The organism is Aeromonas sp. S8(2024) (genome assembly GCF_041403085.1).
Taxonomy (GTDB): Bacteria; Pseudomonadota; Gammaproteobacteria; order Enterobacterales; family Aeromonadaceae; genus Aeromonas; species Aeromonas dhakensis.
In genome coordinates, this window is sequence record NZ_JBGLRF010000001.1 from 979,679 (window position 1) to 1,003,274 (window position 23,596).

The window sequence follows — 23,596 nt, forward strand, 5'->3', positions numbered from 1 at the left end:
TCTCCTCTCTCATGTCGCCATTGCTGTCATCAGCGCAATTCTTTTCTGCAATTACCCCTCTTTTTCGCAAGGGATACCGGCACTAGAGTGAGCCCATCATCACCATGAGGAATTCACCATGCACCACGATCACCTGTTCTGCCCCCTGCGCCTCGGCCAGCTGCACCTCAACAATCGCATCGTCATGCCCCCCATGACCCGCTCCCGCGCCAGCCAGCCCGGTGACGTGGCCAACGCCATGATGGCCACCTACTACGCCCAGCGCGCAGGGGCCGGTCTCATCATCAGCGAGGGCACCCAGATTGACCCCATGGGCAAGGGCTACGCCTGGACGCCGGGGATCCACAGTGCCGAACAAGTGGCCGGCTGGAAGCTGGTGACCGACGCCGTGCACGCCAAGGGCGGCACCATGTTCGCCCAGCTCTGGCACGTGGGCCGGGTCACTCACCCTGACAACCTCGGCGGAGCTCAGCCCATCTCCTCCTCGGCCATTCAGGCCAAAGGGGTCAAGGTGTTCGTCGACAACGGCAGCGACGCCCCCGGGTTCGTCGAGACCGTCACCCCGCGCGCCATGACCCAGGCCGACATCGACCAGGTGGTGGGGCAGTTTCGCCAGGCGGCCCGCAACGCCATGCTGGCCGGCTTTGACGGCATCGAGCTGCACGCCGCCAACGGCTACCTCATCAACCAGTTCCTCGACTCCGAGTCCAATACCCGCACCGACGGCTACGGCGGTTCGCTCGAAAATCGGCTGCGTTTCCTCAAAGAGGTGACCGAGGCGGTCTGCAGCGAGATCGGGGCCGACCGGGTCGGGGTGCGCCTCGCGCCGCTCACCACCTTGAACGGCACCGTGGATGCCAATCCGCAGGAGACCTATCTGGCCGCTGCCCGCCTGCTGGGCCGGCTCGACGTGGTTTACCTGCACGTTGCCGAGGCGGACTGGGATGACGCCCCGCTGATGGCAGAGAGCTTCAAGCAGGGGCTGCGCGATGCCTTCCCCAACACCCTCATCTACGCAGGCAAGTATGACGGCGAGCGCGCCCGGGCGGCGCTCGAGGCAGGCTGGGCCGACATGATAGGCTTCGGTCGCCCCTTCGTGGCCAACCCAGACCTGCCCGAGCGGCTGCGCCACGGCTATCCGCTGGCCCCTCACGATCCGGCCACCCTGTTCGGCGGTGGCGAGAAGGGCCTGACCGACTACCCGACCTATCAGGCAACCGCCCAGTCCCACTCGGCCTGAGTCAGCACCGCTTCCCTGGCATAAAAAAACGCGCCCACCATCACTGGTGGGCGCGCCGTTTTTGCTTTTCACGCGAGCCAATACTCAGTAGAGGCTGACCCCGTAACAGGCGGCGTAGCTTCTGATCTCCCGGGTCAGCCGCGCCTTGTCGGCCAGGCTCAGCCAGCTCGCCTCGACGGCATTGAGTGACAAGCGGCAGAGCTGGTTCATGCTGGCCCCCAGCTCATGGGCCAGGGCGTGGAAGTTGGCGTTCATGTAGCCGCCGAAATAGGCGGGGTCGTCGGAGTTGATGGTGACGCACAGCCCTTGCTCCAGCAAATTCAGTACGTTGTGGTGGGCCATCTGGTCAAACACCTTGAGGCGGGTGTTGGAGAGGGGGCAGACGGTGAGCGGCAGCCGGGTATCGGCGAGATAACGCAGCAGCTCGGGATCGTCGACGCAGCGTACCCCGTGATCGATGCGCCGCACCTCCAGCTCCCGGATGGCCTGCCAGATGTAGTCCGCCGGCCCCTCTTCGCCGGCATGAGCCACCACCGGCAACCCCAGCTCGCGGCAGCGGGCAAACACCCGGGCAAACTTGCCGGGCGGGTTGCCCAGCTCCCCCGAATCAAGGCCGATGCCGTGAATGCGCGACAGGAAGGGCTCTGCCTCTGCCAACGTGGCGAAGGCCTCCTCTTCACTCAGGTGGCGCAAGAAACTCATGATGAGCCGCCAGCTGATGCCAAACTCTTTCTCCCCTGCCTGCAGCGCCCGCTCGATGCCGCCCAGCACGGTGGCAAAGGGAATGCCGCGAGCGGTGTGGGTCTGGGGGTCGAAGAAGATCTCCACGTGCACCACCTTGTCGGCGGCGCAGCGCGCCAGATAGGCCCAGGTCAGATCGAAGAAGTCCTGCTCGGTGACCAGTACGCTGGCCCCCAGATAGTAGAGATCGAGGAAGGATTGCAGGCAGTCGAACTCGTAGGCGGCGCGCACGCTGGCCACGTCTGGCCAAGGCAGGGCCACGCCGTTGCGCTGGCCCAGGGCAAACATCAGTTCCGGCTCGAGCGAGCCTTCGATATGGAGGTGCAGCTCCAGCTTGGGCAGACCGGCAATAAAGTTATCCATGATGACGGCTCCATCAGTGCACAGACAGCGGGACCCGCCAGTGGCAGAGCGGTTCCCTCCCCTGCAATTGATTGTGCACCTATCTCTGTTTATGGGGGAGACTTGTCATCAAACAGACTTATAATGGCGTCACAAAAACAACATAACTATTTGAAGATCTTGAGAGTTGGCGCAACTTTCCGCCGCCTCTTGCGCCTACACAAGGAGTCCCCATGAAGAAAAGCGTCATCTGCGACATCGACGGCGTCATCCTGCACAACAACGATCTGGTGCCGGGCGCCGACCGCTTCGTCCACCGCCTGCTGGAGCAGGGCAGCAAGCTGCTGTTTCTGACCAACTACCCGGCCCAGACCCAGAAAGATCTGCAAAACCGCTTCCGCTCCGCCGGGATCGAGGTACCGGAGGAGTGCTTCTACACCTCCGCCATGGGCACCGCCGACTTTCTCAAGCGCCAGGATGGCAAGAAGGCCTATGTGATCGGTGAAGGGGCACTGACCCACGAACTCTACAAGGCCGGTTTCACCATCACCGACATCGACCCCGACTTCGTGGTGGTGGGCGAGACCCGCAACTACAACTGGACCATGATGCAGTTGGGGGCCAAGTTCGTCGATCAGGGGGCCCGCTTCATCGCCACCAACCCGGATACCCACGGCCCCATGATGCACCCGGCCTGCGGCGCCCTGTGCGCCCCCATCGAGCGGATGACCGGCAAGAAGCCGTTCTACGTCGGCAAGCCGAGCGCCTGGATCATCCGCGCGGCGCTCAACCGGATGGAGGCCCACTCCGACGACACCATCATCATCGGCGACAACCTGCGCACCGACATTCTTGCAGGCTTCCAGGCCGGCCTCGAGACGGTGCTGGTGCTCTCCGGGGTGAGCAAGGTGGCCGACATCGACCGCATGCCGTTTCGGCCGAACCACATCTTCGACTCAGTAGTGGACATCGACATCGTCTGACCCGCTACCCAGGATAGAGAAGAGGGCAGGCCGGTCCTGCCCTAGCAGGAAACAACATGGAACCCATTCTTATCGCCGTGGCCTTCGGCTGCGGCATGCTGGTCAACCTCATCGGCCTGCCGCCCCTGCTGGGCTTTCTGGCCGCCGGCTTCATCCTCAACGCCATGGGCTATCACAACACCCCGGCCCTCAGCGAAGTGGCCGATCTCGGCGTCACCCTGCTGCTGTTCACCATCGGCCTCAAGCTCAACGTCAAGATCCTGATGCGGCGCGACGTCTGGGGCACTACCAGTTTGCACCTGCTGCTCTCCACCCTGCTCTTTACCGTGGTGCTGCTGGTGTGCAAGGGGCTCGGGCTGGCGCTGGCCATGTCGCTCGACTGGAAGCTGGCGCTGCTGCTGGGCTTTGCCCTCTCCTTCTCCAGCACAGTATTTGCGGTCAAGGTGCTGGAGGAGCGCAGCGACATGAACGCCCTCTATGCCCGTCTCGCCATCGGCGTGCTGGTGATGCAGGATCTGTTCGCGGTGGCCTTCCTGGCGGTCTCCAGCGGCGAGTGGCCCAGCATCTGGGCGCTCTGGATCCTGGGGCTGCCGCTGCTGCGCCCCTTGCTGCTGAAACTGCTGGAGCGGGCCGGCCACGGCGAGCTGCAGGTGCTGTTCGGGATCTTCCTGGCGCTGGTGGTGGGGGCCGCCGGCTTCGAGGTGGTGGGGCTCAAACCGGATCTGGGGGCACTCATCATCGGCATGCTGATCGCCTCCCACCCCGCCTCCGCGGGGCTGGCCAAGTCGCTGTTCAACCTCAAAGACTTGTTTCTCATCTGCTTCTTTCTCACCATCGGCCTCAACGGCCTGCCGACCCACGACACCATGTTGCTGGCGCTGGCACTGGTGCTGGCCCTGCCGCTCAAGAGCGCGCTCTACTACCTGGTCTACAGCGGCGCCCACCTGCGAGTGCGCACCGCCCTGCTCTCCACCCTGGCGCTCACCAACTTCTCGGAGTTCGGCCTCATCGTCGCGGCCATCGCCGCCAAGGCGGGCTGGATCTCCCACGAGTGGCTGGTTGCGCTCTCCCTGGCGCTGGCGGCCAGCTTCATGATCTCGGCCCCCCTCAACGGCCAGAGCGAGCGAATTTACCATCGGCTCGGCAACTGGCTGCGCGGCATGCAGGCCACCACTTTGCACCCGGAGGACAGGCCCATCGAGCTTGGCGATGCCGAGGTGATCATCCTCGGCATGGGGCGGATCGGCCAGGGCGCCTACTTCGAGCTGGAGAACAAGTACGGCACCGTGATCCTCGGGGTGGAGAACGACAGCGACAAGCTGCCCACCCTGCGCGCCCAGGGGATGAACGTCATCGAGGGGGACGCCACCGATACCGACTTCTGGGACAAGGTGTTGCTCTCCAACCAGGTCAACCTGGTGCTGCTGGCCATGCCTCACCACTCGGGCAACCTCTACGCCATCGAGAAGCTGCGCAGCCACGGCTTTGCCGGCAAGATTGCCGCCATCGTCCGCTTCGAGGACGACATCGCCTCCCTGAAGGAGCAAGGGGTGGATGCGGTGTTCAACGTCTACGACGAAGCGGGCAGCGGCTTCGCCCGCCACGTCATCAAGCGGCTGCAGCCACGCTAAAGGGCGGGAGCAGCCCCTTGGCAAGGAGGACGCTATCGTTTACGTTATACGCAACCTCGTTTAATAAAACGAACAATCACGGGGCCAGGATGGCCCCGTTTTTTATCCCTTGCCAAGGAGGCAGCATGAAGACCCTCAACGACTGGATCCTGCTCGACCGCCACGAGGTGGCTCCCACCCCGCTGATGCCCGCCCCCGATCGCCTGCGCGCCGGCAACCCGCGCCAGACGGTGTGGAACCACTACTCGGATCCGAGCCAGCAGTTCCACGTGGGCTTCTGGAGCTGCGAGCCGGGCCGCTGGGCCATTCACTACACCGAGCATGAATACTGCCAGCTGCTGGAGGGCGAGGCGGTGATCCACGACGAGCAAGGCGGCAGGCTGCCCCTCAAGTCCGGCGACCAGTTCGTCATTCCCGCCGGCTTTGTCGGGCAGTGGGAAACCCTCACCCCCTGCCGAAAGCTCTATGTGATCTTCGAGCCCGCCAGCTGACGTTCACGTCAACCTCTTCTCTTTTTTCCGGCGGCCGGACGGGTCGCCGCACTCCCCTACCTGCTTGACGCTTACGGCATGATTTTCTGCGGTTTTCCCGCTTGCAAAAGGTTTTTGCACTAGGCATTGTGATTGGCGAGGAATGTAAATGGAATTTCGAGCCCGAACGTGGGGGGCTCATATAAAAATCAAGAGGATTACCGCCAATGTGTTCTATTTTCGGCATTCTGGACATCAAATCCGATGCGGCCGCCCTGCGCAAATCGGCGCTGGAGATGTCCAAGCGATTGCGTCACCGCGGTCCTGACTGGTCCGGCGTCTACAGCTCCGACAAGGCCATTCTGGTGCACGAGCGCCTGGCCATCGTCGATCCGGGCAACGGCGCCCAGCCGCTCTACAACCCCGAGCGCACCCATGTGCTGGCCGTCAACGGCGAGATTTACAATCACAAGGAGCTGGAGAAGAACCTCAAGGTCGACTTCCAGTTTCAGACCCACTCCGACTGCGAAGTGCTGCTGGCCCTCTACAAGGAGAAGGGCCCGGCCTTTTTGGACGATCTCAACGGCATCTTCGCCTTCATCCTCTATGACGCCGAGCAGGATGCCTACCTGATTGGCCGCGACCACATGGGGATCATCCCCCTCTACACCGGTCGCGACGAGCACGGCAACTTCTACGTCGCCTCCGAGATGAAGGCGCTGGTACCGGTCTGCAAGAGCGTCGAAACCTTCCCGCCGGGACACTACCTGTGGAGCAAGGATGGCGAGCTTAAACAGTGGTACAAACGCGACTGGATGGAGTACGGCGCGGTCGAGCACAACGTCAGCGACAAAGCCGAGCTCAAAGCCGCGCTGGAAGCGGCGGTCAAACGCCAGCTGATGTGTGACGTGCCCTACGGCGTGCTGCTCTCCGGCGGGCTGGATTCGTCCGTCATCTCCGCCATCACCAAGCTCTATGCCGCCCGTCGGGTGGAAGACGATGGCAAGAGCGAGGCCTGGTGGCCCCAGCTGCACTCCTTCGCCGTGGGCCTGGAAGGCTCGCCGGATCTGGCCGCCGCCCGCAAGGTCGCCGATCATTTGGGCACCATCCACCACCAGATCCACTTCACCGTGCAGGAAGGTCTGGATGCCCTGCGGGACGTCATCTATCACCTCGAGACCTATGACGTCACCACCATCCGCGCCTCCACGCCCATGTACCTGATGGCCCGCTACATCAAGGCGATGGGGATCAAGATGGTGCTCTCCGGCGAAGGCTCCGACGAGCTGTTCGGCGGCTACCTCTACTTCCACAAGGCGCCCAACGCCCGCGAGTTCCACGAAGAGAACGTGCGCAAGCTCGCCTCTTTGCACCTCTATGACTGCCTGCGCGCCAACAAGTCCATGGCTGCCTGGGGGGTGGAGGGTCGCGTGCCCTTCCTCGACAAGGAGTTCATGGACGTGGCGATGCGCCTGCAACCTGCCGACAAGATGTGCGGCAAGGGCAAGATCGAGAAGCACATCCTGCGCGAAGCATTCGAGGATCTGCTGCCCCATGAAGTGGCGTGGCGTCAGAAGGAGCAGTTCTCCGACGGCGTAGGCTATTCGTGGATCGACAGCCTGAAAGCCATGGTCGAGCAGGAAGTGACGGATCAGATGTTCGAGGCGGCGGCCTTCCGCTTCCCCGTCAACACCCCGCTCACCAAGGAGGCCTACTTCTACCGCGCCATCTTTGACGAGCACTTCCCGCTGGAGTCCGCCGCCCGCACCGTGCCCTACGGCAAGTCGGTCGCCTGCTCCACCCCGACTGCGCTGGAATGGGATGCCAAGTTCAAGGAGATGGCCGACCCCTCCGGTCGCGCCGTGATGGACGTGCACCAGCAGGGTTACTGATCTGCCGGCGACCACCCTTGCCTGAATGCCAAGCCCCTCCTGCGAGGGGCTTTGTTTTTCCCGTCGACCCATTCCCGCTTTTTGCATAACAAGGGCCCATCTCGCCCTTGGCGGCCGGGCTCGCTCGTGTCACATTGTTGCGGCTTGGAAGCAACCACAACAACACAAGGAGCACGTGATGAACCGACTGCTATTGCCGCTGGTGCTTGGCACCGCCCTGTTTCATGGCGAGGTGTACAGCGCCGACCACCTCTGGAGCCAGACCCTGCCCGATTACAGCCAGGGCTATGACGAGCAGCGGGATCCGGCCCGCGATCTCGCCGCCGCCACCGCCAAGGCCAGCGCAGAGGGCAAGAAAGTCCTGCTGCTGGTCGGGGGCGAGTGGTGCAGCTGGTGCCAGGAGATGAACCACTTTCTGGACCGGGAGCCCGCTCTCGCCGGCCAGTTCAACCGCACCTTCGTGGTGGTCAAGGTGAACGTCAGCAAGCAGAACAAGAACGAATCCTTCCTCAAAGGTTATCCCGAGTACCTGGGGGTGCCCCACTTCTACGTGCTGGATGGCAAGGGCAAGCTGCTCGAATCCTTCAACACCGGGCTGCTGGAGAAGGGGGACAGCTACGACGGGGAGAAATTCGGCAAGTTCATCGCCTTCTTCCAGCCCAAGCCCACCCGCGGCTAGCGAGCCCCTGATATGAAAGCCCCGCACGGTCGGCTGACGGTGCGGGGCTCGATAATTGGAACCTGGCAGGAGGGCGCAGCCTCAGGGCTGGGCATCCGGCTGATTGGCGGGGGCGGCCTTGATAAAGGCCTGCAGCTGCTCGCAGTTGGCGACGATGCGGTTGATGGTGGGATAGTCTTCCAGCGACATGTCGTAGCGGCGGGCGTTGTAGACCTGGGGCACCAGCATGCAGTCCGCCAGGGTCACCTCGTTGCCGACGCAATAGATGCCGGCAGTGGTCATCAACAGCTGCTCCAGCGCACTGAAGGTTTCGTCAATCCAGTGGCGATACCAAGCCGCCTCCTGCTCCTTGCCCGCCCTGAGATGCTCTCCCAGGTAATTGAGCACCCGCAGGTTGTTGAGGGGATGGATGTCGCAGGCGATCATGTTGACGATCTGGCGTACCCGGGCCCGCTCCTCGGGGGAGGACGGCATCAGCGGGTGAGCGGGGTAGGTTTCGTCGAGGTACTCCATGATGGCCACCGACTGCCCCACCTGCACCTCACCATCCACCAGAAACGGCACCAGCCCCTGGGGATTGAGCCGGCGATAGGCCTTCTCGCGCTGCTCGCCCTGCCGCAAATTGACCGGATGCTGCTCGTAGTCGAGCCCCTTGAGCTGCATCACGATCCGTACCCGATAACTTGCCGATGAACGCCAATATCCAAACAACTGCAACATACTTTGTCCCTGTGTTGACAGGTGCATGGACACCTGCCGCTCACCCGTCGGCCACGTGTCCATGCCGGCCCCTTCACTTCGTCTGACTGGCCTCTGCCGGCGTGACCCGCTGCAAAATGGTGCCAAACAGACTCATCCCGTTGCGATCCTGCATCGCGATGGACACTGTATCACCAAAGCGCAGAAAGGGTGTAGTGGCTTGACCTGACTCGATAATTTCCAGCATTCGCAGCTCGGCGAGGCAGGATGAGCCACGACTTCTGTCGTAGTTGGAGACGGTCCCCGAGCCGATGATGCAGCCCGCCCCGAGCGGCCGGGTCTTGGCGGCGTGGGCGATCAGCTCATAAAAGTTGAAGGTCATGTCCACCCCGGCATCGGGAGCGCCGAACAGGGCGCCGTTGAGGTGGGTCTCGAGGGGCAGATGCACCTTGCCGTCGCGCCAGTCATCCCCCAGCTCGTCCGGGGTGATGGCCAGCGGCGAGAAGCTGCTGGAGGGCTTGGACTGGAAGAAGCCGAAGCCCTTGGCAAGCTCGCCCGGAATGAGGTTGCGCAGGCTCACGTCGTTGACCAGCATCAGCAGCTTGATGTGGCCGGCGGCCGCCTGCGGGCTGGTGCCCATAGGCACGTCGTCGGTGATGACGGCGATCTCCGACTCGAAATCGATGCCCCACTCCTCCGACCCCATCGGGATGGCCCCCCGCGGCGGCAGGAAGCTGTCCGAGCCCCCCTGGTACATCAGGGGATCGTGCCAGAAGCTTTCCGGCATTTCGGCGCCGCGCGCCTTGCGCACCAGCTCCACGTGGTTGACGTAGGCGCTGCCGTCCGCCCACTGGTAGGCGCGCGGCAGCGGGGAGAGACAGGCCGTCTCGTCGAACGGGAAAGTATCGGCGCAGGCGCCATCGTTGAGCTGCTGATAAACGGCGGTCAGCTTGGGCGCAAGCTCGGCCCACTCGTCGAGGGCAGCTTGCAGGGTGGCAGCAAGGTGCGGCACGCGCACCGCGCGGCTCAGATCGCGACTCACCACCACCAGGGCGCCGTCCCGTTTGCCATTGTTCAGGGTTGCCAGTTTCATAGGGATTCCTTTTATTTGCCGTTGGTGGCGGGTGTGAGTTCCGGGCGCAACCAGCTGGTGACATAACGCGGGTTCTCCACCCCGTCACACAGGCTGCCGACGTTGAGCGCATCTCGGGTATCGAGCATCACCGCCACCTCGTCGGTGAACTTCTTGGTGTAGGCCTGACCCGCCGCAAACGCCTTGGGATGGGGACCGTGGGTAAACCCGGCGGGATGGAAGGTGACCATGCCCCGCTCTATGTTGTCCCGACTGAAGAAATCCCCGGCGTGGTAGAAGAGCACCTCGTCGTAGTCATCGTTGCTGTGATAGAAGGGCACCTTGAGGGCGCCGGGATCGCTCTCGATGGGGCGCGGCACGAAGGTGCAGACCACGAACCGGCTCGCCACGAAGGTGGAGTGAGCCGAGGGCGGCAGGTGATAGCGGTGGCTCATCAGCGGGCGGATGTCCCGCCAGTTGAGGCGCACCACGCACAAGTCCCCGTGCCACCCTTGCGCATCCAGCGGATTGAACGGCCAGGTGATGACCGACACCTGGTTGTGGCGCTTCACCTGCAGCGACCAGGGATTCTCATCCTGCTGGGCCAGGAAGCGCTCGTTGATGGCGGGTACATCGAGCGCTGCCGGGTCGAAGATGGCGTGATTGCCCACCAGCCCCTTGTCCGGCAGCTGGTAGCTGTCGTTGGTCGCCTCGATCATCAGGATGAACAGGGGTGCCGTCGGCTCGATGCGCCACATGGTGCCGCGGGGGATCACCAGGTAGTCGCCATCGCGCAGGGTCAGGTGACCGTAGTCGCAGTAAAACTCACCGCTCCCCTCGTGGATGAACAGGAGCTCGTCGCCATCGGCGTTGCGCACCAGAAACGGCATGGGCTCGTGCAGGCGCCAGATGCGGTAGCGGCAGTGGGGGTTGCTCAGAATATCCGGCATCACCCAGGGGGAGAGGGAGCTCACCTCTTCGCCCAAGGCGTTGAGATCGAACAGGCGCGGGCGCAGCGGCCCCTCCCAGTTGATCCAGTCGGTGGGGGCATGCTTGTGGTGCATGTGGGTGGCCGGCCCGAAAAAGCCGGAGCGGCCCAGTTCACGCTCATAGATGGCCTGCTCGGGCAGGTCGGCATGAGCCTGGCGGGAGTGGGTCCCCTCCCGGTGGGGAAAGTTAATCCAGTTACGCATTGCCATCCTCCCTTGCCTGACCGACAACCTGCGCGTGGCGGCTTTCGTTACGCATCATTGAGCACCCCGCGACGGATCTGATCCAGCTCTATGGATTCGAACAGTGCCTGGAAGTTGCCTTCGCCAAAGCCTTCGTTGCCCTTGCGCTGGATGATCTCGAAGAACACCGGGCCGATCACTGTGTCGGTGAAGATCTGCAGCAGGATACCGTCCTTGGTGGGAGAGCCGTCGATGAGAATGCGCAGCTCTTTGAGCGCCGCCAGATCCTCCTGGTGCCCCTCGACCCGGCTGTCCACCTTCTCGTAGTAGGTGTCCGGGGTCGGCATGAAGCCGGTGCCACGGCCGCGCAGGGTACGGATGGTGTGGTAGATGTCGCTCGACGCCATGGCGATGTGCTGGATCCCCTCCCCCTTGTACTGACGCAGGTACTCCTCAATCTGGGACTTGTCGTCAGAGGATTCATTGATGGGAATGCGAATTTTACCGCAGGGAGCTGTCATGGCACGGGAATGGAGCCCGGTCAGCTTGCCCTCGATGTCGAAGTAGCGGATTTCGCGAAAGTTGCCGATCCGCTCGTAGAAGTTGGACCAGACATCCATGTTGCCGCGCTGCACGTTGTGGGTCAGGTGGTCAATCTCGTAGAGCCCTGCATCCACCTCGGCCATGCGCGCCTGCCAGTCCGGATAGAAGACGAAGTCCACATCATAGATGGAGCCCTTGTCGCCGTAGCGGTCGACAAAGGAGAGGGTGCTCTCGCCGATGCCGTAGATGGCGGGGATGTTGAGCTCCATGGGACCAATCTTGCCGACGAACGGCTTGGCGCCCTTGGCGATGGCGTACTGCTGGGCCTTGCCGGCATCGCTCACCCGAAACGCCATGCCGCAGACGCTCGGCCCGTGCAGGCTGGCAAACTGCTCGGCCTGGGAGTGGGGCTCGGCATTGACCACGAAGTTGATGTCCCCCTGGCGGTAGAGCCAGCACTGCTTGTGTTTGTGCTGCGCCACCTCGGCAAAGCCCAGCGAGACGAACAGCGCCTTGAGGGCGGCAATGCCTTTGGCATCCGGCGCCGTGTACTCGACGAATTCGAAACCATCGGTGCCGAGCGGGTTGATGGTGTGAGTACGGGTAGAAGAAGTGGTCGTCATGATGCGCTCCTTGCGATTGACTGATAACGAAACGGGTCACACCGGGGCGCTGCGGGCAGCTGCCACCGGCGTTGTTAACAACTTGTTTCATTAGAGGCAGGGGCGTAGCGGAAGAAAAGAGGCGGCGTTCAGATAGTTTGGCGGAGGGCGGCGCCAAAAGATGTAAATAGATTGTGACATTGAAGCCGCAGCCTTGTGGCGCGCTCGGTGGCGACCCACAAGGCTGTCAGTTTTGCCTTACAGGGACCAGTATCTGGGCTCGATGTGGGACAGTGACTGCCGCGCGCGTTGCAGCCGCGCCGGGGTGGGGTTGATGAGCCAGGCCGCCTGCCCCTCAGCCAGCAGTGGCAAGTCGTGCAGGCTGTCGCTCAGGGCCAGGGTGGCACCGAGGGCCTGGATCCCGGGCAGGATCTTGTGGCGGCCGTGACAGTAAAAACGCGGCATCAGGCCGCCGAGGCGATAGTGCATCCGCGACCCCAAAATGCGATGGGGCAGCTGGCCGGGCAGCTGCTGATGGAGCTGACCCCGCACCAGGGCGCGGGGGCTGGCGGAGAGCACCCAGCAGCGCTGCCCTTCGGCCAGCAACAGGGCGCGCGCCTCCTGAAACAGCCCAGGTCGGGTGCGGCAGTAGGCTCGCACCAGGCGGCGCCACCCTAGCGGCGAGAGCCCCAGGGTGATGGCCCACCAGATCAGTGAAATGCCGCGCCGACGCTGGCTTGGCAGCAGATAGACCAGCCCCCCCAGCGCCATCACAGGCCACAGCAGCAGCGGCCAGATGCGGCGGCGCAGGATGAAGCGCAGCAGCCCGGCATGGCTATCATCCGGCGCCAGGGTGTCGTCAAAATCCGCCAGGATCCAGCCGCTGGCGGGCAGATCCGAGGCCCCTTGCATGGCAGCCCCCTTCATTCGGCCAACCCCGCGATGGCGGCGTGCAGCTCGGGCAGCACAAACAGCGTGCCTTCGTCGGGTGGGCAGACAAAGTCGAACGCCTCCCCCGCCAGGGTGAAGGCGAGGCGCCAGGCGTGCAGATAGCCGCGATCGGCCGCCGTGCCGCCGTAGCGCTCATCCCCGAGGATCGGCGCCCCCACGCTCTTCAAGGCCACCCGGATCTGGTGGGTCTTGCCGGTCTGAGGCTTGATGCGATAAAGGCGCAACCCTTCGCGCACCGAGACGGAGTCGAACCAGCTGATGGCGGGGTTGTCGAGTGTGCGGGTCAGCATCCAGCTGCCCCCCCGCCCCTTTTGCATGTCTCCCTTCACCCAGCCCTGCTTCTTCTTCGGCTTGCGATCGGAGAGGGCCAGATACTGCTTGCTCACCTCTCGCGCGGCAAAGGCCATGCTGAGGGCCCGGTTGGCCTCGGTGGTGCGCGCCAGCAGCACCAGCCCGGAGGTCATCTTGTCGAGCCGATGCACCGGATAGAGCAGCAGACCGGTGTCGGCCTTGACCCGGCTGACCAGGCCCGGATGGAGCAGACCGGACTCGTCGGTCTCGTCGTGCATGCCGAGCCCGGGCCCCTTGTTGATAACCATGAAATCTTTGTGCTGCGCTAGTATCCGGTACATCAATAACCCTTTAGAATGTTTTTAATTACAAGAAGATGACCCTGCGGGGTCGCACCCCATGAACACTCAGAACAAGACTCGCACGGATGAAGAGATGCTTGCTTTGGCTGCTGCTGATCGGTATCAGCCATGCTGTTCCCCTGCGGGCCAGCGAATCCCCCCTTGAGGCCCCGGAGCGGGTGGTGCTCCAGTTGCGCTGGCTGCACCAGCCCCAGTTCGTTGGCTATCACATGGCCAAGGCCAAGGGCTTCTATGCCAGTGCCGGGCTGGACGTCGAGATACGGCCCGGCGGCAAGGGCATCAGCCCGGTAGAAGAGGTGCTGAGCGGGCGGGCCGACTTCGGGGTCGGCAACACCGAGGTGCTGACCAGCTATGCCAACGGCAAGCCGCTGCTGGCGCTCGCCAGCGTCTATCAGCACTCGCCGTCCATCTTTCTGGCCCGCCGTGACAGCGGCATTCTCACCGTTGATGACATGCGTGGCAAACGGATCATGATGTTTTCGGCCCATCAGGACGCCGAACTGCTGGCCACCCTCTTCTATCAGGGGCTGAGCGAGCGTCAGCTCATCCCGCTGCCCACTTCGGTCAACATCGAGGATCTCATCCAGGGGCGAGTCGACATCTTCAACGCCTACCTCAGCAACGAGCCCTTCTATCTGGAGGAGCGCGGCATTCCCGTCTCCGTCATCAATCCGCGCAACTACGGCATCGATTTCTACAGCGACATCCTGTTCACTACCCAGGCCCAGGAGCACGCCCATCCGGATCGGGTGGCCCGCTTTCGGGTCGCCAGCCTGGCCGGCTGGCGCTATGCCCTGGCCCACCCGCAGGAGGCCATCGCCCTGCTGCGCAAGGAGTATGGCGTCAACCGCAGTCAGGCCCACATGGAGTACGAGCTGCAGGTGAGCAAGGAGATGATCCAGCCGCTCTATGTGGAGATCGGGTATATGAATCCGGACCGCATGGCGCACATCATGCAGCAGCTGGTGGAGATCGGGCTGGTGCCAAAGCCGGTCTCCTTGAGCGACTTTCTCTATCAGGCCCCCTCCGAGCAGTGGATCTTCTGGCGCCCCTGGTTCCTGCTGAGCCTGGCAGCCAGCGTGCTGATCCTGCTGCTGGCCCTCTATCTATTGATGTGCAACCAGCGGCTCAACCGCGAAATCGCCCTGCGCCGCCAGCGGGAGGAGGAGATCTGGCAGCTGGCCCGCCGCGACCCCCTCACCAACCTGCCCAACCGGCTGAGCCTGATGGAGCGGCTCGATGCCCAGGTCAAGGGGCCGACCCCCGGCTGTCTGCTGTTTTGCGATCTCAATGACTTCAAGCAGGTCAACGACAACTTCGGCCACAGCCACGGCGACGCCCTCCTCTGCCAGCTGGCGGAGCGGATCAGCCGCAGCCTCGGGCCACAGCACTTCTTCGCCAGGCTGGCCGGCGACGAGTTCGTGTTGCTGTTGCCGGACCATGATCAGGCGCAGGCTGACGCCATCGCCGAGCAGATCAGGGCCACCATGCAGCCGCCATTCGAGGTGAAGGGAGTCCCGCTGTCGGTCGGCATCAGCGTTGGCATCAGCCAGTACCAGCCGGGCTGGCGCCCAGAGCAGTGGTTGATCCAGGCCGACCGCGCCATGTACCACGACAAGGGGAACCCGCTGGGCCAGGCCGCGATCTGATCGACACGCCTGACAGCACAAGGCCACCCGTGGGTGGCCTTGTTGTTGTATGGATGTCAGCGGCGGCTAGCCGAAGGTCTGCCCCAGGGATTTGAGCTGTCTGGCCTTGGTCAGCAGGATCTCGCTCGACTCGTCCACGTCCTGCATCTTGTTGCTGTTGGCGTGGGAGTGCTGGGAGATGAGGTTGACGTTCTGGCTGATATCCTCCACCACCGCCTGCTGCTGCTCCGCCGCCGCCGAGATCTGGGCCGAGAAGTCCATCACCAGCTCGATCTCCGCCAGCACCTGATGCAGGCTGTCCGACCCCATCCGGGTCATCTCCACGCAGGCCTGGGTCTGTTGCAGGTTGTTCTGCATCATTCCCTTCCAGCCGTTCAGGGTGCGCTGGATCTGGCCGATGCTGCCCTGGATCTGTTCGGTCGCCTTGTGGGTGCGGGTAGACAGGGTGCGCACCTCGTCAGCCACCACCGCAAAGCCGCGCCCCTGCTCCCCAGCCCGGGCCGCCTCGATGGCGGCGTTGAGCGCCAGCAGGTTGGTCTGATCGGCAATGCCCTGGATCTCCCCCATCAGCACCCCGATGCGATCCGACTCGCTGGCCAGCGCCACCGCCGAGGCAAAGGCGTGCTCCGCCTCCTTCGCCAGATCGGTGATCTTGTGCTCGGTCTCGATCAACTGCTGATCCGTGTGCTGGCAGTGGGCCTTGGCCTCGGCGATCTGGCTGTTGGTATCCTGGATGTTGCGGGCAATCTCCTGCGCCGTGCTCGCCATCTCGGTGATGGCGGTCGCCATCTGCTGGGTCTGGGCATCCTGCTCGGCAATGTCCGAGCTCGCCTCGCTGGAGGCGCTCTTCAGATGCACCGCCAGATCCTGCAACGAGTGCGTGGCGTCGTCCACCCGGCCGAGCACGGTGCGGATACGGGCCTGCAGCAGCTTGATGTGAAAGTCGGCGATGGCGCTCGGCTCCTGCCCCGAGTAGATGAGACGGGTCAGGCTGTCATACTCGCCGGCTAGTTGCTGCAAGTAACGGGGGGTGGTGATGAGCTCGTGACGATAGAGCAGCCCCAGCAAGATCAGCGGCAGCGCCATGTAAAGAGCGGCCCAGCCGCCCAGCTCTACTGTGCCGAGCCAACCCAGTGCCAGCAGCCCGGCCACCGCCACCCCGTGACGCAGCCGCGCCAACGAGAGCCTGGGCCTGCCACCGCCCTGTTCCGCCGCCCGCAGCCGCGCATAGGTGCGAGCGGCGATCTGCTTCATTTGAGGATCGGCGCGGCAGCGCACCGACTGGTAGCCGCTGATCTTGCCCTGCTCGAAGATGGGGGTGACATAGGCATCCACCCAGTAGTAGCGACCATCCTGGCAGCGATTCTTCACCATGCCGCGCCATGGTTGGCCCTGCTTGAGCTTGCCCCACAGGTCGGCAAATGCCGCCTTGGGCATGTCGGGGTGGCGCACCATGTTGTGGTGCTGCCCCACCAGCTCGGCTCGGCTGTAACCGGCGACCCGGCAGAAGTTGTCATTGGCGTAGGTGATCACGCCCCGCAGATCCGTGGTGGACACCAGCTGTTCATCGGCGGCGAAATCCACTTCCTGATCAACTAGATGAGCTCTTTGTTCGCGCATGCAGCCCCCTCTACTGTTTTATTTCTCAGTAGAGTGTTGGGAAGCAATCCACGCCTGTAAAGGCAAAATCAAAAAGAAACAGGCCGGCTGCGCGCAATCCGGCCTGATAGGGAATGAACTTTGATTTACATCAAGTTTTTCTACCCGCGTTCACACTTACTGCAGGCTGAGATGGCTGGCGATGGCCTGGTACAGCACAGGGTAGTCATCCTCGAAATGGTGGGATCCCGGCAGGGTCACAGTAGTCACGTTGGGCTGCTGCAAGTGGGGGCAGAGCCGTACCGGCGAGTCGTCTGCCGCCCCCTGCAGGCAGAGCATCGGCAGGGAGTGAATGGCGTTGACCTCGGGCTGGGTGGGATAGCTGCCCGCCTTGTCGCGGGTCACCATGTCGCTGACGTGGATCTCGAAGTCGGAGGCGGTCGAGGGGGAGAGCATCACGGCCCCGATCAGGCTCTTGCGGTAGGGTTCGGGCAGCCGGTTGATGACGAAGGGCACGATTTCCGCCCCGAAGGAGAAGCCCACCAGCAGCCAGCGCTGGCGCCCCCAGCGGGACTGGTAATCGTCCAGGATCCGCACCAGATCGGCGGTGACCTGCTCTGGATCCTTCTTCTTCCAGTAGTAGGTGAGCGAGCTCCAGCCCACCACCGGCATGCCGTGCTGCTGCAACTGGGCGCTGAGCCCCTTGTCCAGCGCGGCCCAGCCGCCATCACCGCTCAGAAACACCACCATGGGGGCATTCGAGGCTTGCGCCACCGGCAGCTCCACCAACCCGAGATCTTCTTTCACCGGCGCGGCCGAGAGCGAGAAGGCGCAGCACGCCAGCAGCAATAACAGGATCTTCATGAACGACTCCTACTTTTTTATGAGCCCGAACGGGCCTCGGCTGATCAGGGAGATCAGGTTGGTCAGCACCCGCGGCAACACCAGCTTGCTGGCGCAGAGCAGGTAGCGCGGCTCCCAGTCCGGCGAGAACTTCTCCTTGTAGCGCCTGAGCCCCTGAAAATTGTAGAAACGGCTGCCCCGGGTGAAGATGGTGTTGCCAAGCTTGGTCCAGTAGCCGCTCAAGGGGTGATCGTTGAAGCCGGACATGGGGGCCATGCCGAGATTGAAGCTGGCGTAACCCTCGCCCTTGCCCCACAGCAGCAGCTCGACGAACAGGAAATCCATGATGGGGGCCGTGCCCGTGTCCAGGCTGTAGCGCATCAGATCGATGGAGAGGCTCGCCTTGTTGGCGCTGACCCAGAGGTTGGCAAAGCCGACGATCTGACCCTCGTGCCACACCAGGGCGGCCGGGCTCAGACTGAGATAGGCCGGCTCGAAACTGCCCACCGAGAAGCCCTTCTCCTTGCCCTGCTTGCTCTGCAGCCAGGTGTCCGACACCTCCTTGAGGCGGGGCAGCAGTGCAGGCACGCATTCCGGCGCCACCACCTCGAACGACAACCCCTCCCGCTTGCCCTTGGCATGGCTCTGGCGCAGGTTGCGCAGCCGGCTGCCGGCCAGCTCGAAGGCTGCCAGATCGACGATGGCCTCCTCCCCCAGCTTGAACGGGATCAGCCCCAGCTCCAGATAGAGCGGCAGGTAGCGTGCCGACACCTGGTAGAACACCGGGCTGGCATCGTGCTGATCGCACAGCTCGCGAAACTGCCAGAGCAGCTCCTCGATAAGCTCAGGCTGACCGATGGGATCCCCCATCACGATCCAGCCGTTGCCCTCGACGCCGTACATCAGAAACGCCTCGCCGCCGGGATGAAACAGCAGCGACTTGTCGCCAAGCTGGGCCAGGTAACCGTGGCCGCCCCCCTCGCGCAGCACCAGGGCATGGGCACGGGCCAGCTCGTCCGGCTCCGGCTTGCGCCCGGAGACCCGCAGCGGCGCCAGCAGCTGGGCCACCCCCACCACCGCCAGTACCGCCACCACGCTGCCCATGGCCCGCAGCCCGCGTGAGGCGGCGCCATGGGGCGAGAAGTGGAACCAGAGGGCGTGGTCATACTCCACCTGGCGGTAGGAGAAGAGCAGCAGCCAGAGCGCCCCCAGCAGCACGGCCCCCACCGAGATGAGCCAGCCCGGGGTGAACTGGGCGTGCAGCAGGGAGCCCTTGCGATAGAACAGTGAGCGACAGGGGGTGATGATGAGCAGGAACAGCCCGAGCAGCAGAGCCGACTCCCAGTCAAACCCCTTGAGCAGGGAGAAGATCATCCCCAGCCCCAACAGCAGCTGGGTGATGCGAAACGCGGCATCGTGGCGCCGGTAGAGGCTGCGGGCCAGCAGGATCAGCAGCACGCCGCTGACGCTGCCCAGCACATGGGAGAGCTCCAGCAGGTGCAGCGGCAATACCTGCAGGAACATCTCGATGCGCCCGCGCATGGTGGGGATCATCCCGGAGCAGAGCAGCAGGCTGCCCGCCGCGAACGCTCCCAGGCTGATCAGCGCCGGCAAAAACTCGCGCACCGCGCTCATGATGCCCTGCAGCCGGCTCCAGCGCGCCTTCTGCTGCAGCAGCTCCTGGCTGGTGAACAGCAGCAGGGCGCACAGGAAAGGCAGCACATAGTAGATGCAGCGATAGAGCAGCAGGGAGGCCAGGAGCTTGTCCACCGGCAGGTACTTGGCCAGCAGCAGGCTCATGCTCGCCTCGAACACCCCGATCCCGCCCGGCACATGGGCCAGCACCCCGAGGAAGCTGGCCAGCACGAAGGCACTGAGCAGCACCGGATAGGAGACGCTGTCCGCCGGCAGCAGCACATAGAGCACGGCGGCGGCGGCCATCCAGTCCAGCAGCGCCACCAGCAGTTGCAGCAACCGGGTTCTGAATACCGGCAGCACCAGCTCGTGGCCGCGCCAGACCAGCACGGGCTTTGGCCAGCACAGGTAGCCAAGCACCGCCAAGAGTGCCAGCCCCCCCGCCAGGTTGAGCAGCTGATCGGCCCACAGCGGCCAGTCCGGCAACAGGGTGGTGGCCTGCCCCACCAGCAGGGCGGAGCCCCCCCAGGCCAGCAGGCCGAGGAAGAAGGTCACCGAGCAGAAGAGGATGATCCTGGCCACTTCCCCGGTGTTGAGCCCGAGGGCCGAGTAGATGCGATAGCGCACCGACGAGCCGGTCAGCAGGGCGAAACCCAGGGTATTGGAGAAGGTGTAGGCGATAAACGAGGTGACCCCCACCTGCTGCCAGGGCAGCCGCTTGCCGAGGGCGTGCACCGCCAGCATGTCGTAGCAGCAGAGGCAGCCATAGCTGAGCAGGGTCAGCAACAGGGCACCGCCCAGCAGCGGCAGCGGCAAAGACCAGATGGCCAGCCGGATGTCGTGCCAGTGCCAGAGGTGGGTCAAACGATAGAGGACGACCAGCGCCGCCCCCAACAACAACAAGCTACATAACGGGCCTAACCAGATAAACAGATGACGCCGCATTGCCAATCCCTACCGACGCGGCTCATGGCTGCCTGCGTCATGTTGCTGAACATTGCACCGAGGCGGGCAGTGCCCCTGGCACGTACTCGCCCCTTGCTCTTTGATTGCTGTGTGATGCGCCATGACGGACGAGCCGGGAAGGTGAGCGTGACGGCCTGTTCCTCCGGCAAACCCGCGCGCCCCAGCATGGCATCCCACTTTATATCGACTCTTTTGCAAAAGACGAGTCTCGCCGTGAAAATAAATTACTCAGCCCTGGCCGGATTAATTCCCCGGCGACGCAGACCCACATCCCGCCATCGCTCTGAACAATTAATAATCAGAAATATCATACACCAGATAAAGGGATCCGCCCGCCCCATCTGGTCGGTGCGACAAGTCGCTCAAAGGATAATCATAGTGGCGCGCCAAAATAAAAAGGGGAGCCTGGCTCCCCTTTATCTCGCTATGGCGTTATTGCACGCTGCGACACTGGCTGAAGATATCCAGCGGCTGTTCATATACGGCCGTATTCACATCCCAGATCCCCAACATGGAGGAAAACAGGTTGTCGTGAGAATAACGGGTATTGGCCGCCTTCTGCTGCAAACAGTCGAGGTTCATCCCCTTCTCTTTGGCAAAACCCGATGACATCCACACCTGCATGGGGACCCGGGTCTGATCATCCGGCGCAAATTTATAAGGGGTGCCGTGCAGATAAAGTCCCAATGCCCCCAGTGACTCACCGTGGTCGGAAATATAGACCAGCGCCGTATTGTATTTGTCCTCGTACTTTTTCAAGCGCTCGATCATGCTGGCAATCACATAATCGGTGTAGCGAATGGTGTTGTCATAGGTATTCTCCAGCTCCTGATCGGTGCAGTTCTCGATGTCGCTGCGCTGGCAATCCGGCAGAAAGTGGCGGTGCGAGCCCGGATAACGCTTGTAATAGGTCGGCCCATGGCTGCCGATGAGGTGGAAGCCCACCAGCTTGTCCCCCTTCATGCCCGCCAGTTCGTCATCCAGCCCCTCCAGCACCACCTCGTCATAACAGGTGTTCTTGTCGCAGAACTTGGGGTGATCCTTGGGGTTGACCACCATGTTGGGCACCCGATCGCACACCCCCTTGCAGCCGCCGTCGTTCTCCTTCCAGAAGATGGAGACGCCGCTCTTTTGCAGCACGTCCAGCAGCCCTTCGCTGTTGCGGGCCTGGTTGCCGTCGAACTGGTTGCGCCCCATGTTGGAGAACATGCAGGGCACCGAGACCGCGGTCGCCGTGCCGCAGGAGCGCACGTCGTTGAAGGAGATGATCCCCGCCTGCTTGCTGGTGAAGGGGTTGGTCTCCTTGTGATAGCCGTTCATGGAGAAGTTCTTGCCGCGCGCCGTCTCCCCTACCACCAGGAACATCATGGTCGGCTTGTCCGCACCGGCCACCCGCCTGGCGTCGTCGCCCAGGCGCTGGAACGGCACCGGCTCTGTCAGATAGCGTTTCTGCAGATACCTGGCGGTGCTGTACATGTAGTTGGCCGGCACTATCTCCCGGTTCAGGGTCTGGTTGTTGCGCCCGACCGAGGCGTAGTCCTGGTAGTAGGCCGCGGCGATGAGCCCCAGCACCACGAGGGAGGCCAGCATGGAGAGCCCGCGCTGCAGCAGCCCCTGATACCACTTGGCCGGATACTCTATCTTGACGAAGAACAGCAGCACCGCCGGCAACACCCCGGCCAGCAATACCCAGATCACGATGGGCACGCTCAGATAGGAGTGCGCCTCGCTCTGGTTGGTCTCAAAGATGTTCTGGATCATGTTGCCATCAAACAGCACCTTGTATTTCATCATGGTATAGCTGGCAATGGCCCCCGTGATAAACAGAAAGGCAAAGAAAGGCTTGATGAAATAACGCACAGAAAATGGCATGAAGACAAAGTTCAATGCCGCAACCAGCACGATGGGAATAGAGATGGCAAACCCGATTTTAAAATGTTCAAGCTGTGTCAATATTTCATAAAAATGCAGCAATACTGGCCAGTTCAGCAAGAAGGCAAAGATGAATGCCAGCAAAAAAACAAATGGAACAATTCTTATTCTAAGAAAAGAAGGCATGTATATCTCCCTGTTACACTTCTTTATTACACCTTGAAATACCCGCTCCGGAGTCGACACGCCGATATTTGGCGCCGGATATTAACAGTGTGTTGAAAACGCCAAATGCGATATTTTCAGACATTTTCAATAATGTGATAAATATCAACAATCACAGCAAACCGACAGCCTAACCGGCAAAACTTAAGGAAGAATTAAGCAATCCGTGTTATGTGGTCGCTCAAAAAACCGGCGCGCTGTCATATTGAATGACAACGCCCTCCCATCGGCACGTCGTTACCACCATTTTTCAGGTCCCTCTCCCGCGCTTAAGTTTTGCTTAAGAGTGCTCGGCGACGCTGTCTCCTGACGAGTCCTCGTCATACGACAGATACGAGAGAGGGTTAACATGCACGACAACAGCAAGGCAGCGATCAGCAAGGTGCCAGAGATCACCCTGGCGTTCTGGGTCATCAAGATCCTGGCGACCACCCTGGGGGAGACAGGGGGGGACGCCGTTTCCATGTCGATGGAGCTCGGTTATCTGGTGAGCACAGGCATCTTTGCCGTGATCTTCTTCGTCTCGGTCAGCGCGCAGATCGCAACGACCTCCTACAACCCCTTCCTTTACTGGACCACCATCATCGCCACCACCACGGTCGGCACCACCCTGGCGGATTTTGCCGATCGCTCGCTCGGGCTGGGCTATGACGGCGGCTCCACCCTGCTGCTGGCCTTGCTGATGGGATCCTTCCTGCTCTGGTATCGGCTGCAGGGCAGCATCTCCACCGGCAGCATCACCACGCCGCGCACCGAGCTGTTCTACTGGTTGACCATCATGTTCTCCCAGACTCTGGGCACCGCACTGGGCGACTGGACCGCAGACGAGGCCGGCTTTGGCTATGCGGGCAGCACCCTGCTGTTTGGCGGCATGCTGGCCGCCATCGTTGCCGCCTACTACCTGACCCGGGTATCGCGCACCCTGCTGTTCTGGGCCGCCTTCATCCTGACCAGGCCCCTTGGCGCCGTGGTGGGGGATTTTCTGGACAAGCCGCTCAGCAAGGGCGGGCTTGAACTGAGCCGTTACTCCGCCTCTTTTGCCCTGCTGGCCGCCATCGCCACCCTGGTGCTGATCTCGACCCTGCGCAACCGGCAACCGGTTCGGGCCGAACTCGACATCGAGCAATGATGCCGTGA

The 23,596-nt window shown here is 62.7% G+C and carries 19 protein-coding genes; 8 read left to right on the top strand and 11 right to left on the bottom strand.

Annotation, left to right across the window (positions count from 1 at the left end; all coding sequences use genetic code 11):
- The first annotated feature begins 118 nt into the window (after window positions 1-118).
- Window positions 119-1,240 (top strand): alkene reductase, encoded by a 1,122-nt coding sequence (locus tag ACB031_RS04170; RefSeq protein ID WP_371139059.1) that lies wholly within the window; start codon window positions 119-121, stop codon window positions 1,238-1,240.
- 84 nt (window positions 1,241-1,324) lie between these two features.
- Here the strand turns inward: ACB031_RS04170 and ACB031_RS04175 are convergent, their stop codons facing one another.
- Complete coding sequence (locus tag ACB031_RS04175) at window positions 1,325-2,344, bottom strand: adenosine deaminase (protein WP_017764195.1); 1,020 nt, start codon at window positions 2,342-2,344, stop codon at window positions 1,325-1,327.
- A 212-nt stretch (window positions 2,345-2,556) separates the two neighbouring features.
- Between ACB031_RS04175 and ACB031_RS04180 the strand changes: the two genes are divergently transcribed.
- The 5 genes from ACB031_RS04180 to ACB031_RS04200 all read left to right on the top strand — a co-directional run bounded on the left by ACB031_RS04180 (window position 2,557) and on the right by ACB031_RS04200 (window position 7,978).
- Entirely contained in the window at window positions 2,557-3,306 is a 750-nt protein-coding gene (locus tag ACB031_RS04180) for an HAD-IIA family hydrolase (protein WP_005302324.1), read from the top strand.
- Window positions 3,307-3,362: 56 nt separating this feature from the next.
- Window positions 3,363-4,937 carry a cation:proton antiporter family protein gene (locus tag ACB031_RS04185; RefSeq protein WP_010633618.1) on the top strand — a complete coding sequence of 525 codons (1,575 nt, stop codon included), beginning with the start codon at window positions 3,363-3,365 and terminating at the stop codon, window positions 4,935-4,937.
- A gap of 125 nt (window positions 4,938-5,062) precedes the next feature.
- Window positions 5,063-5,428, top strand: a complete 366-nt coding sequence (locus ACB031_RS04190; RefSeq protein ID WP_371139060.1) for a cupin domain-containing protein — start codon at window positions 5,063-5,065, stop codon at window positions 5,426-5,428.
- A gap of 206 nt (window positions 5,429-5,634) precedes the next feature.
- Complete coding sequence (gene asnB / locus ACB031_RS04195) at window positions 5,635-7,299, top strand: asparagine synthase B (RefSeq protein WP_005302332.1); 1,665 nt, start codon at window positions 5,635-5,637, stop codon at window positions 7,297-7,299.
- 178 nt (window positions 7,300-7,477) lie between these two features.
- Window positions 7,478-7,978 (top strand): thioredoxin family protein, encoded by a 501-nt coding sequence (locus ACB031_RS04200; protein ID WP_025201509.1) that lies wholly within the window; start codon window positions 7,478-7,480, stop codon window positions 7,976-7,978.
- A gap of 81 nt (window positions 7,979-8,059) precedes the next feature.
- On the opposite strand, the gene maiA is transcribed toward ACB031_RS04200, so the two are convergent.
- From maiA to ACB031_RS04230, 6 genes are all read right to left on the bottom strand, one after another.
- Window positions 8,060-8,698, bottom strand: coding sequence for a maleylacetoacetate isomerase (maiA, locus tag ACB031_RS04205; protein ID WP_371139061.1), 639 nt, complete (start codon window positions 8,696-8,698; stop codon window positions 8,060-8,062).
- Window positions 8,699-8,771: 73 nt separating this feature from the next.
- Entirely contained in the window at window positions 8,772-9,770 is a 999-nt protein-coding gene (locus ACB031_RS04210) for a fumarylacetoacetate hydrolase family protein (RefSeq protein ID WP_371139062.1), read from the bottom strand.
- 11 nt (window positions 9,771-9,781) lie between these two features.
- Complete coding sequence (locus ACB031_RS04215; protein WP_010633612.1) at window positions 9,782-10,942, bottom strand: homogentisate 1,2-dioxygenase; 1,161 nt, start codon at window positions 10,940-10,942, stop codon at window positions 9,782-9,784.
- A gap of 47 nt (window positions 10,943-10,989) precedes the next feature.
- Entirely contained in the window at window positions 10,990-12,087 is a 1,098-nt protein-coding gene (hppD, locus tag ACB031_RS04220; protein WP_123246409.1) for a 4-hydroxyphenylpyruvate dioxygenase, read from the bottom strand.
- 237 nt (window positions 12,088-12,324) lie between these two features.
- Window positions 12,325-12,978 (bottom strand): HAD family hydrolase, encoded by a 654-nt coding sequence (locus tag ACB031_RS04225; RefSeq protein WP_371139063.1) that lies wholly within the window; start codon window positions 12,976-12,978, stop codon window positions 12,325-12,327.
- Window positions 12,979-12,989: 11 nt separating this feature from the next.
- A complete protein-coding gene (locus tag ACB031_RS04230) occupies window positions 12,990-13,649 on the bottom strand; it encodes a TIGR01621 family pseudouridine synthase (RefSeq protein WP_024941094.1) in 660 nt (219 codons plus the stop codon).
- Between the two features lie 86 nt (window positions 13,650-13,735).
- Between ACB031_RS04230 and ACB031_RS04235 the strand changes: the two genes are divergently transcribed.
- Window positions 13,736-15,319, top strand: coding sequence for an ABC transporter substrate-binding protein (locus ACB031_RS04235; protein ID WP_371139064.1), 1,584 nt, complete (start codon window positions 13,736-13,738; stop codon window positions 15,317-15,319).
- Window positions 15,320-15,385: 66 nt separating this feature from the next.
- Here ACB031_RS04235 and ACB031_RS04240 read toward each other — a convergent pair whose 3' ends face one another.
- From ACB031_RS04240 to ACB031_RS04255, 4 genes are all read right to left on the bottom strand, one after another.
- On the bottom strand, window positions 15,386-16,939 hold the full coding sequence (locus ACB031_RS04240; protein ID WP_371139065.1) for a PAS domain-containing methyl-accepting chemotaxis protein: 1,554 nt from the start codon (window positions 16,937-16,939) through the stop codon (window positions 15,386-15,388).
- Between the two features lie 156 nt (window positions 16,940-17,095).
- Entirely contained in the window at window positions 17,096-17,782 is a 687-nt protein-coding gene (locus ACB031_RS04245; protein WP_371139066.1) for an AcvB/VirJ family lysyl-phosphatidylglycerol hydrolase, read from the bottom strand.
- A 9-nt stretch (window positions 17,783-17,791) separates the two neighbouring features.
- Window positions 17,792-20,341, bottom strand: a complete 2,550-nt coding sequence (mprF, locus tag ACB031_RS04250) for a bifunctional lysylphosphatidylglycerol flippase/synthetase MprF (RefSeq protein WP_211049944.1) — start codon at window positions 20,339-20,341, stop codon at window positions 17,792-17,794.
- 453 nt (window positions 20,342-20,794) lie between these two features.
- Window positions 20,795-22,420 carry an MCR-3-related phosphoethanolamine--lipid A transferase gene (locus ACB031_RS04255; RefSeq protein ID WP_371139067.1) on the bottom strand — a complete coding sequence of 542 codons (1,626 nt, stop codon included), beginning with the start codon at window positions 22,418-22,420 and terminating at the stop codon, window positions 20,795-20,797.
- 388 nt (window positions 22,421-22,808) lie between these two features.
- On the opposite strand from ACB031_RS04255, the gene ACB031_RS04260 reads away from it, so the two are divergent.
- Window positions 22,809-23,588, top strand: coding sequence for a membrane protein (locus ACB031_RS04260; RefSeq protein WP_019840450.1), 780 nt, complete (start codon window positions 22,809-22,811; stop codon window positions 23,586-23,588).
- The last annotated feature ends 8 nt before the right edge of the window (window positions 23,589-23,596 follow it).

Bases quoted from the DNA above. Each gene is read 5' to 3' on its own strand.
- ACB031_RS04170 (WP_371139059.1), top strand. From the start codon at position 119: ATGCACCACGATCACCTGTTCTGCCCCCTGCGCCTCGGCCAGCTGCAC.
- ACB031_RS04175 (WP_017764195.1), bottom strand. From the start codon at position 2,344: ATGGATAACTTTATTGCCGGTCTGCCCAAGCTGGAGCTGCACCTCCAT.
- ACB031_RS04180 (WP_005302324.1), top strand. From the start codon at position 2,557: ATGAAGAAAAGCGTCATCTGCGACATCGACGGCGTCATCCTGCACAAC.
- ACB031_RS04185 (WP_010633618.1), top strand. From the start codon at position 3,363: ATGGAACCCATTCTTATCGCCGTGGCCTTCGGCTGCGGCATGCTGGTC.
- ACB031_RS04190 (WP_371139060.1), top strand. From the start codon at position 5,063: ATGAAGACCCTCAACGACTGGATCCTGCTCGACCGCCACGAGGTGGCT.
- asnB (WP_005302332.1), top strand. From the start codon at position 5,635: ATGTGTTCTATTTTCGGCATTCTGGACATCAAATCCGATGCGGCCGCC.
- ACB031_RS04200 (WP_025201509.1), top strand. From the start codon at position 7,478: ATGAACCGACTGCTATTGCCGCTGGTGCTTGGCACCGCCCTGTTTCAT.
- maiA (WP_371139061.1), bottom strand. From the start codon at position 8,698: ATGTTGCAGTTGTTTGGATATTGGCGTTCATCGGCAAGTTATCGGGTA.
- ACB031_RS04210 (WP_371139062.1), bottom strand. From the start codon at position 9,770: ATGAAACTGGCAACCCTGAACAATGGCAAACGGGACGGCGCCCTGGTG.
- ACB031_RS04215 (WP_010633612.1), bottom strand. From the start codon at position 10,942: ATGCGTAACTGGATTAACTTTCCCCACCGGGAGGGGACCCACTCCCGC.
- hppD (WP_123246409.1), bottom strand. From the start codon at position 12,087: ATGACGACCACTTCTTCTACCCGTACTCACACCATCAACCCGCTCGGC.
- ACB031_RS04225 (WP_371139063.1), bottom strand. From the start codon at position 12,978: ATGCAAGGGGCCTCGGATCTGCCCGCCAGCGGCTGGATCCTGGCGGAT.
- ACB031_RS04230 (WP_024941094.1), bottom strand. From the start codon at position 13,649: ATGTACCGGATACTAGCGCAGCACAAAGATTTCATGGTTATCAACAAG.
- ACB031_RS04235 (WP_371139064.1), top strand. From the start codon at position 13,736: ATGAAGAGATGCTTGCTTTGGCTGCTGCTGATCGGTATCAGCCATGCT.
- ACB031_RS04240 (WP_371139065.1), bottom strand. From the start codon at position 16,939: ATGCGCGAACAAAGAGCTCATCTAGTTGATCAGGAAGTGGATTTCGCC.
- ACB031_RS04245 (WP_371139066.1), bottom strand. From the start codon at position 17,782: ATGAAGATCCTGTTATTGCTGCTGGCGTGCTGCGCCTTCTCGCTCTCG.
- mprF (WP_211049944.1), bottom strand. From the start codon at position 20,341: ATGCGGCGTCATCTGTTTATCTGGTTAGGCCCGTTATGTAGCTTGTTG.
- ACB031_RS04255 (WP_371139067.1), bottom strand. From the start codon at position 22,420: ATGCCTTCTTTTCTTAGAATAAGAATTGTTCCATTTGTTTTTTTGCTG.
- ACB031_RS04260 (WP_019840450.1), top strand. From the start codon at position 22,809: ATGCACGACAACAGCAAGGCAGCGATCAGCAAGGTGCCAGAGATCACC.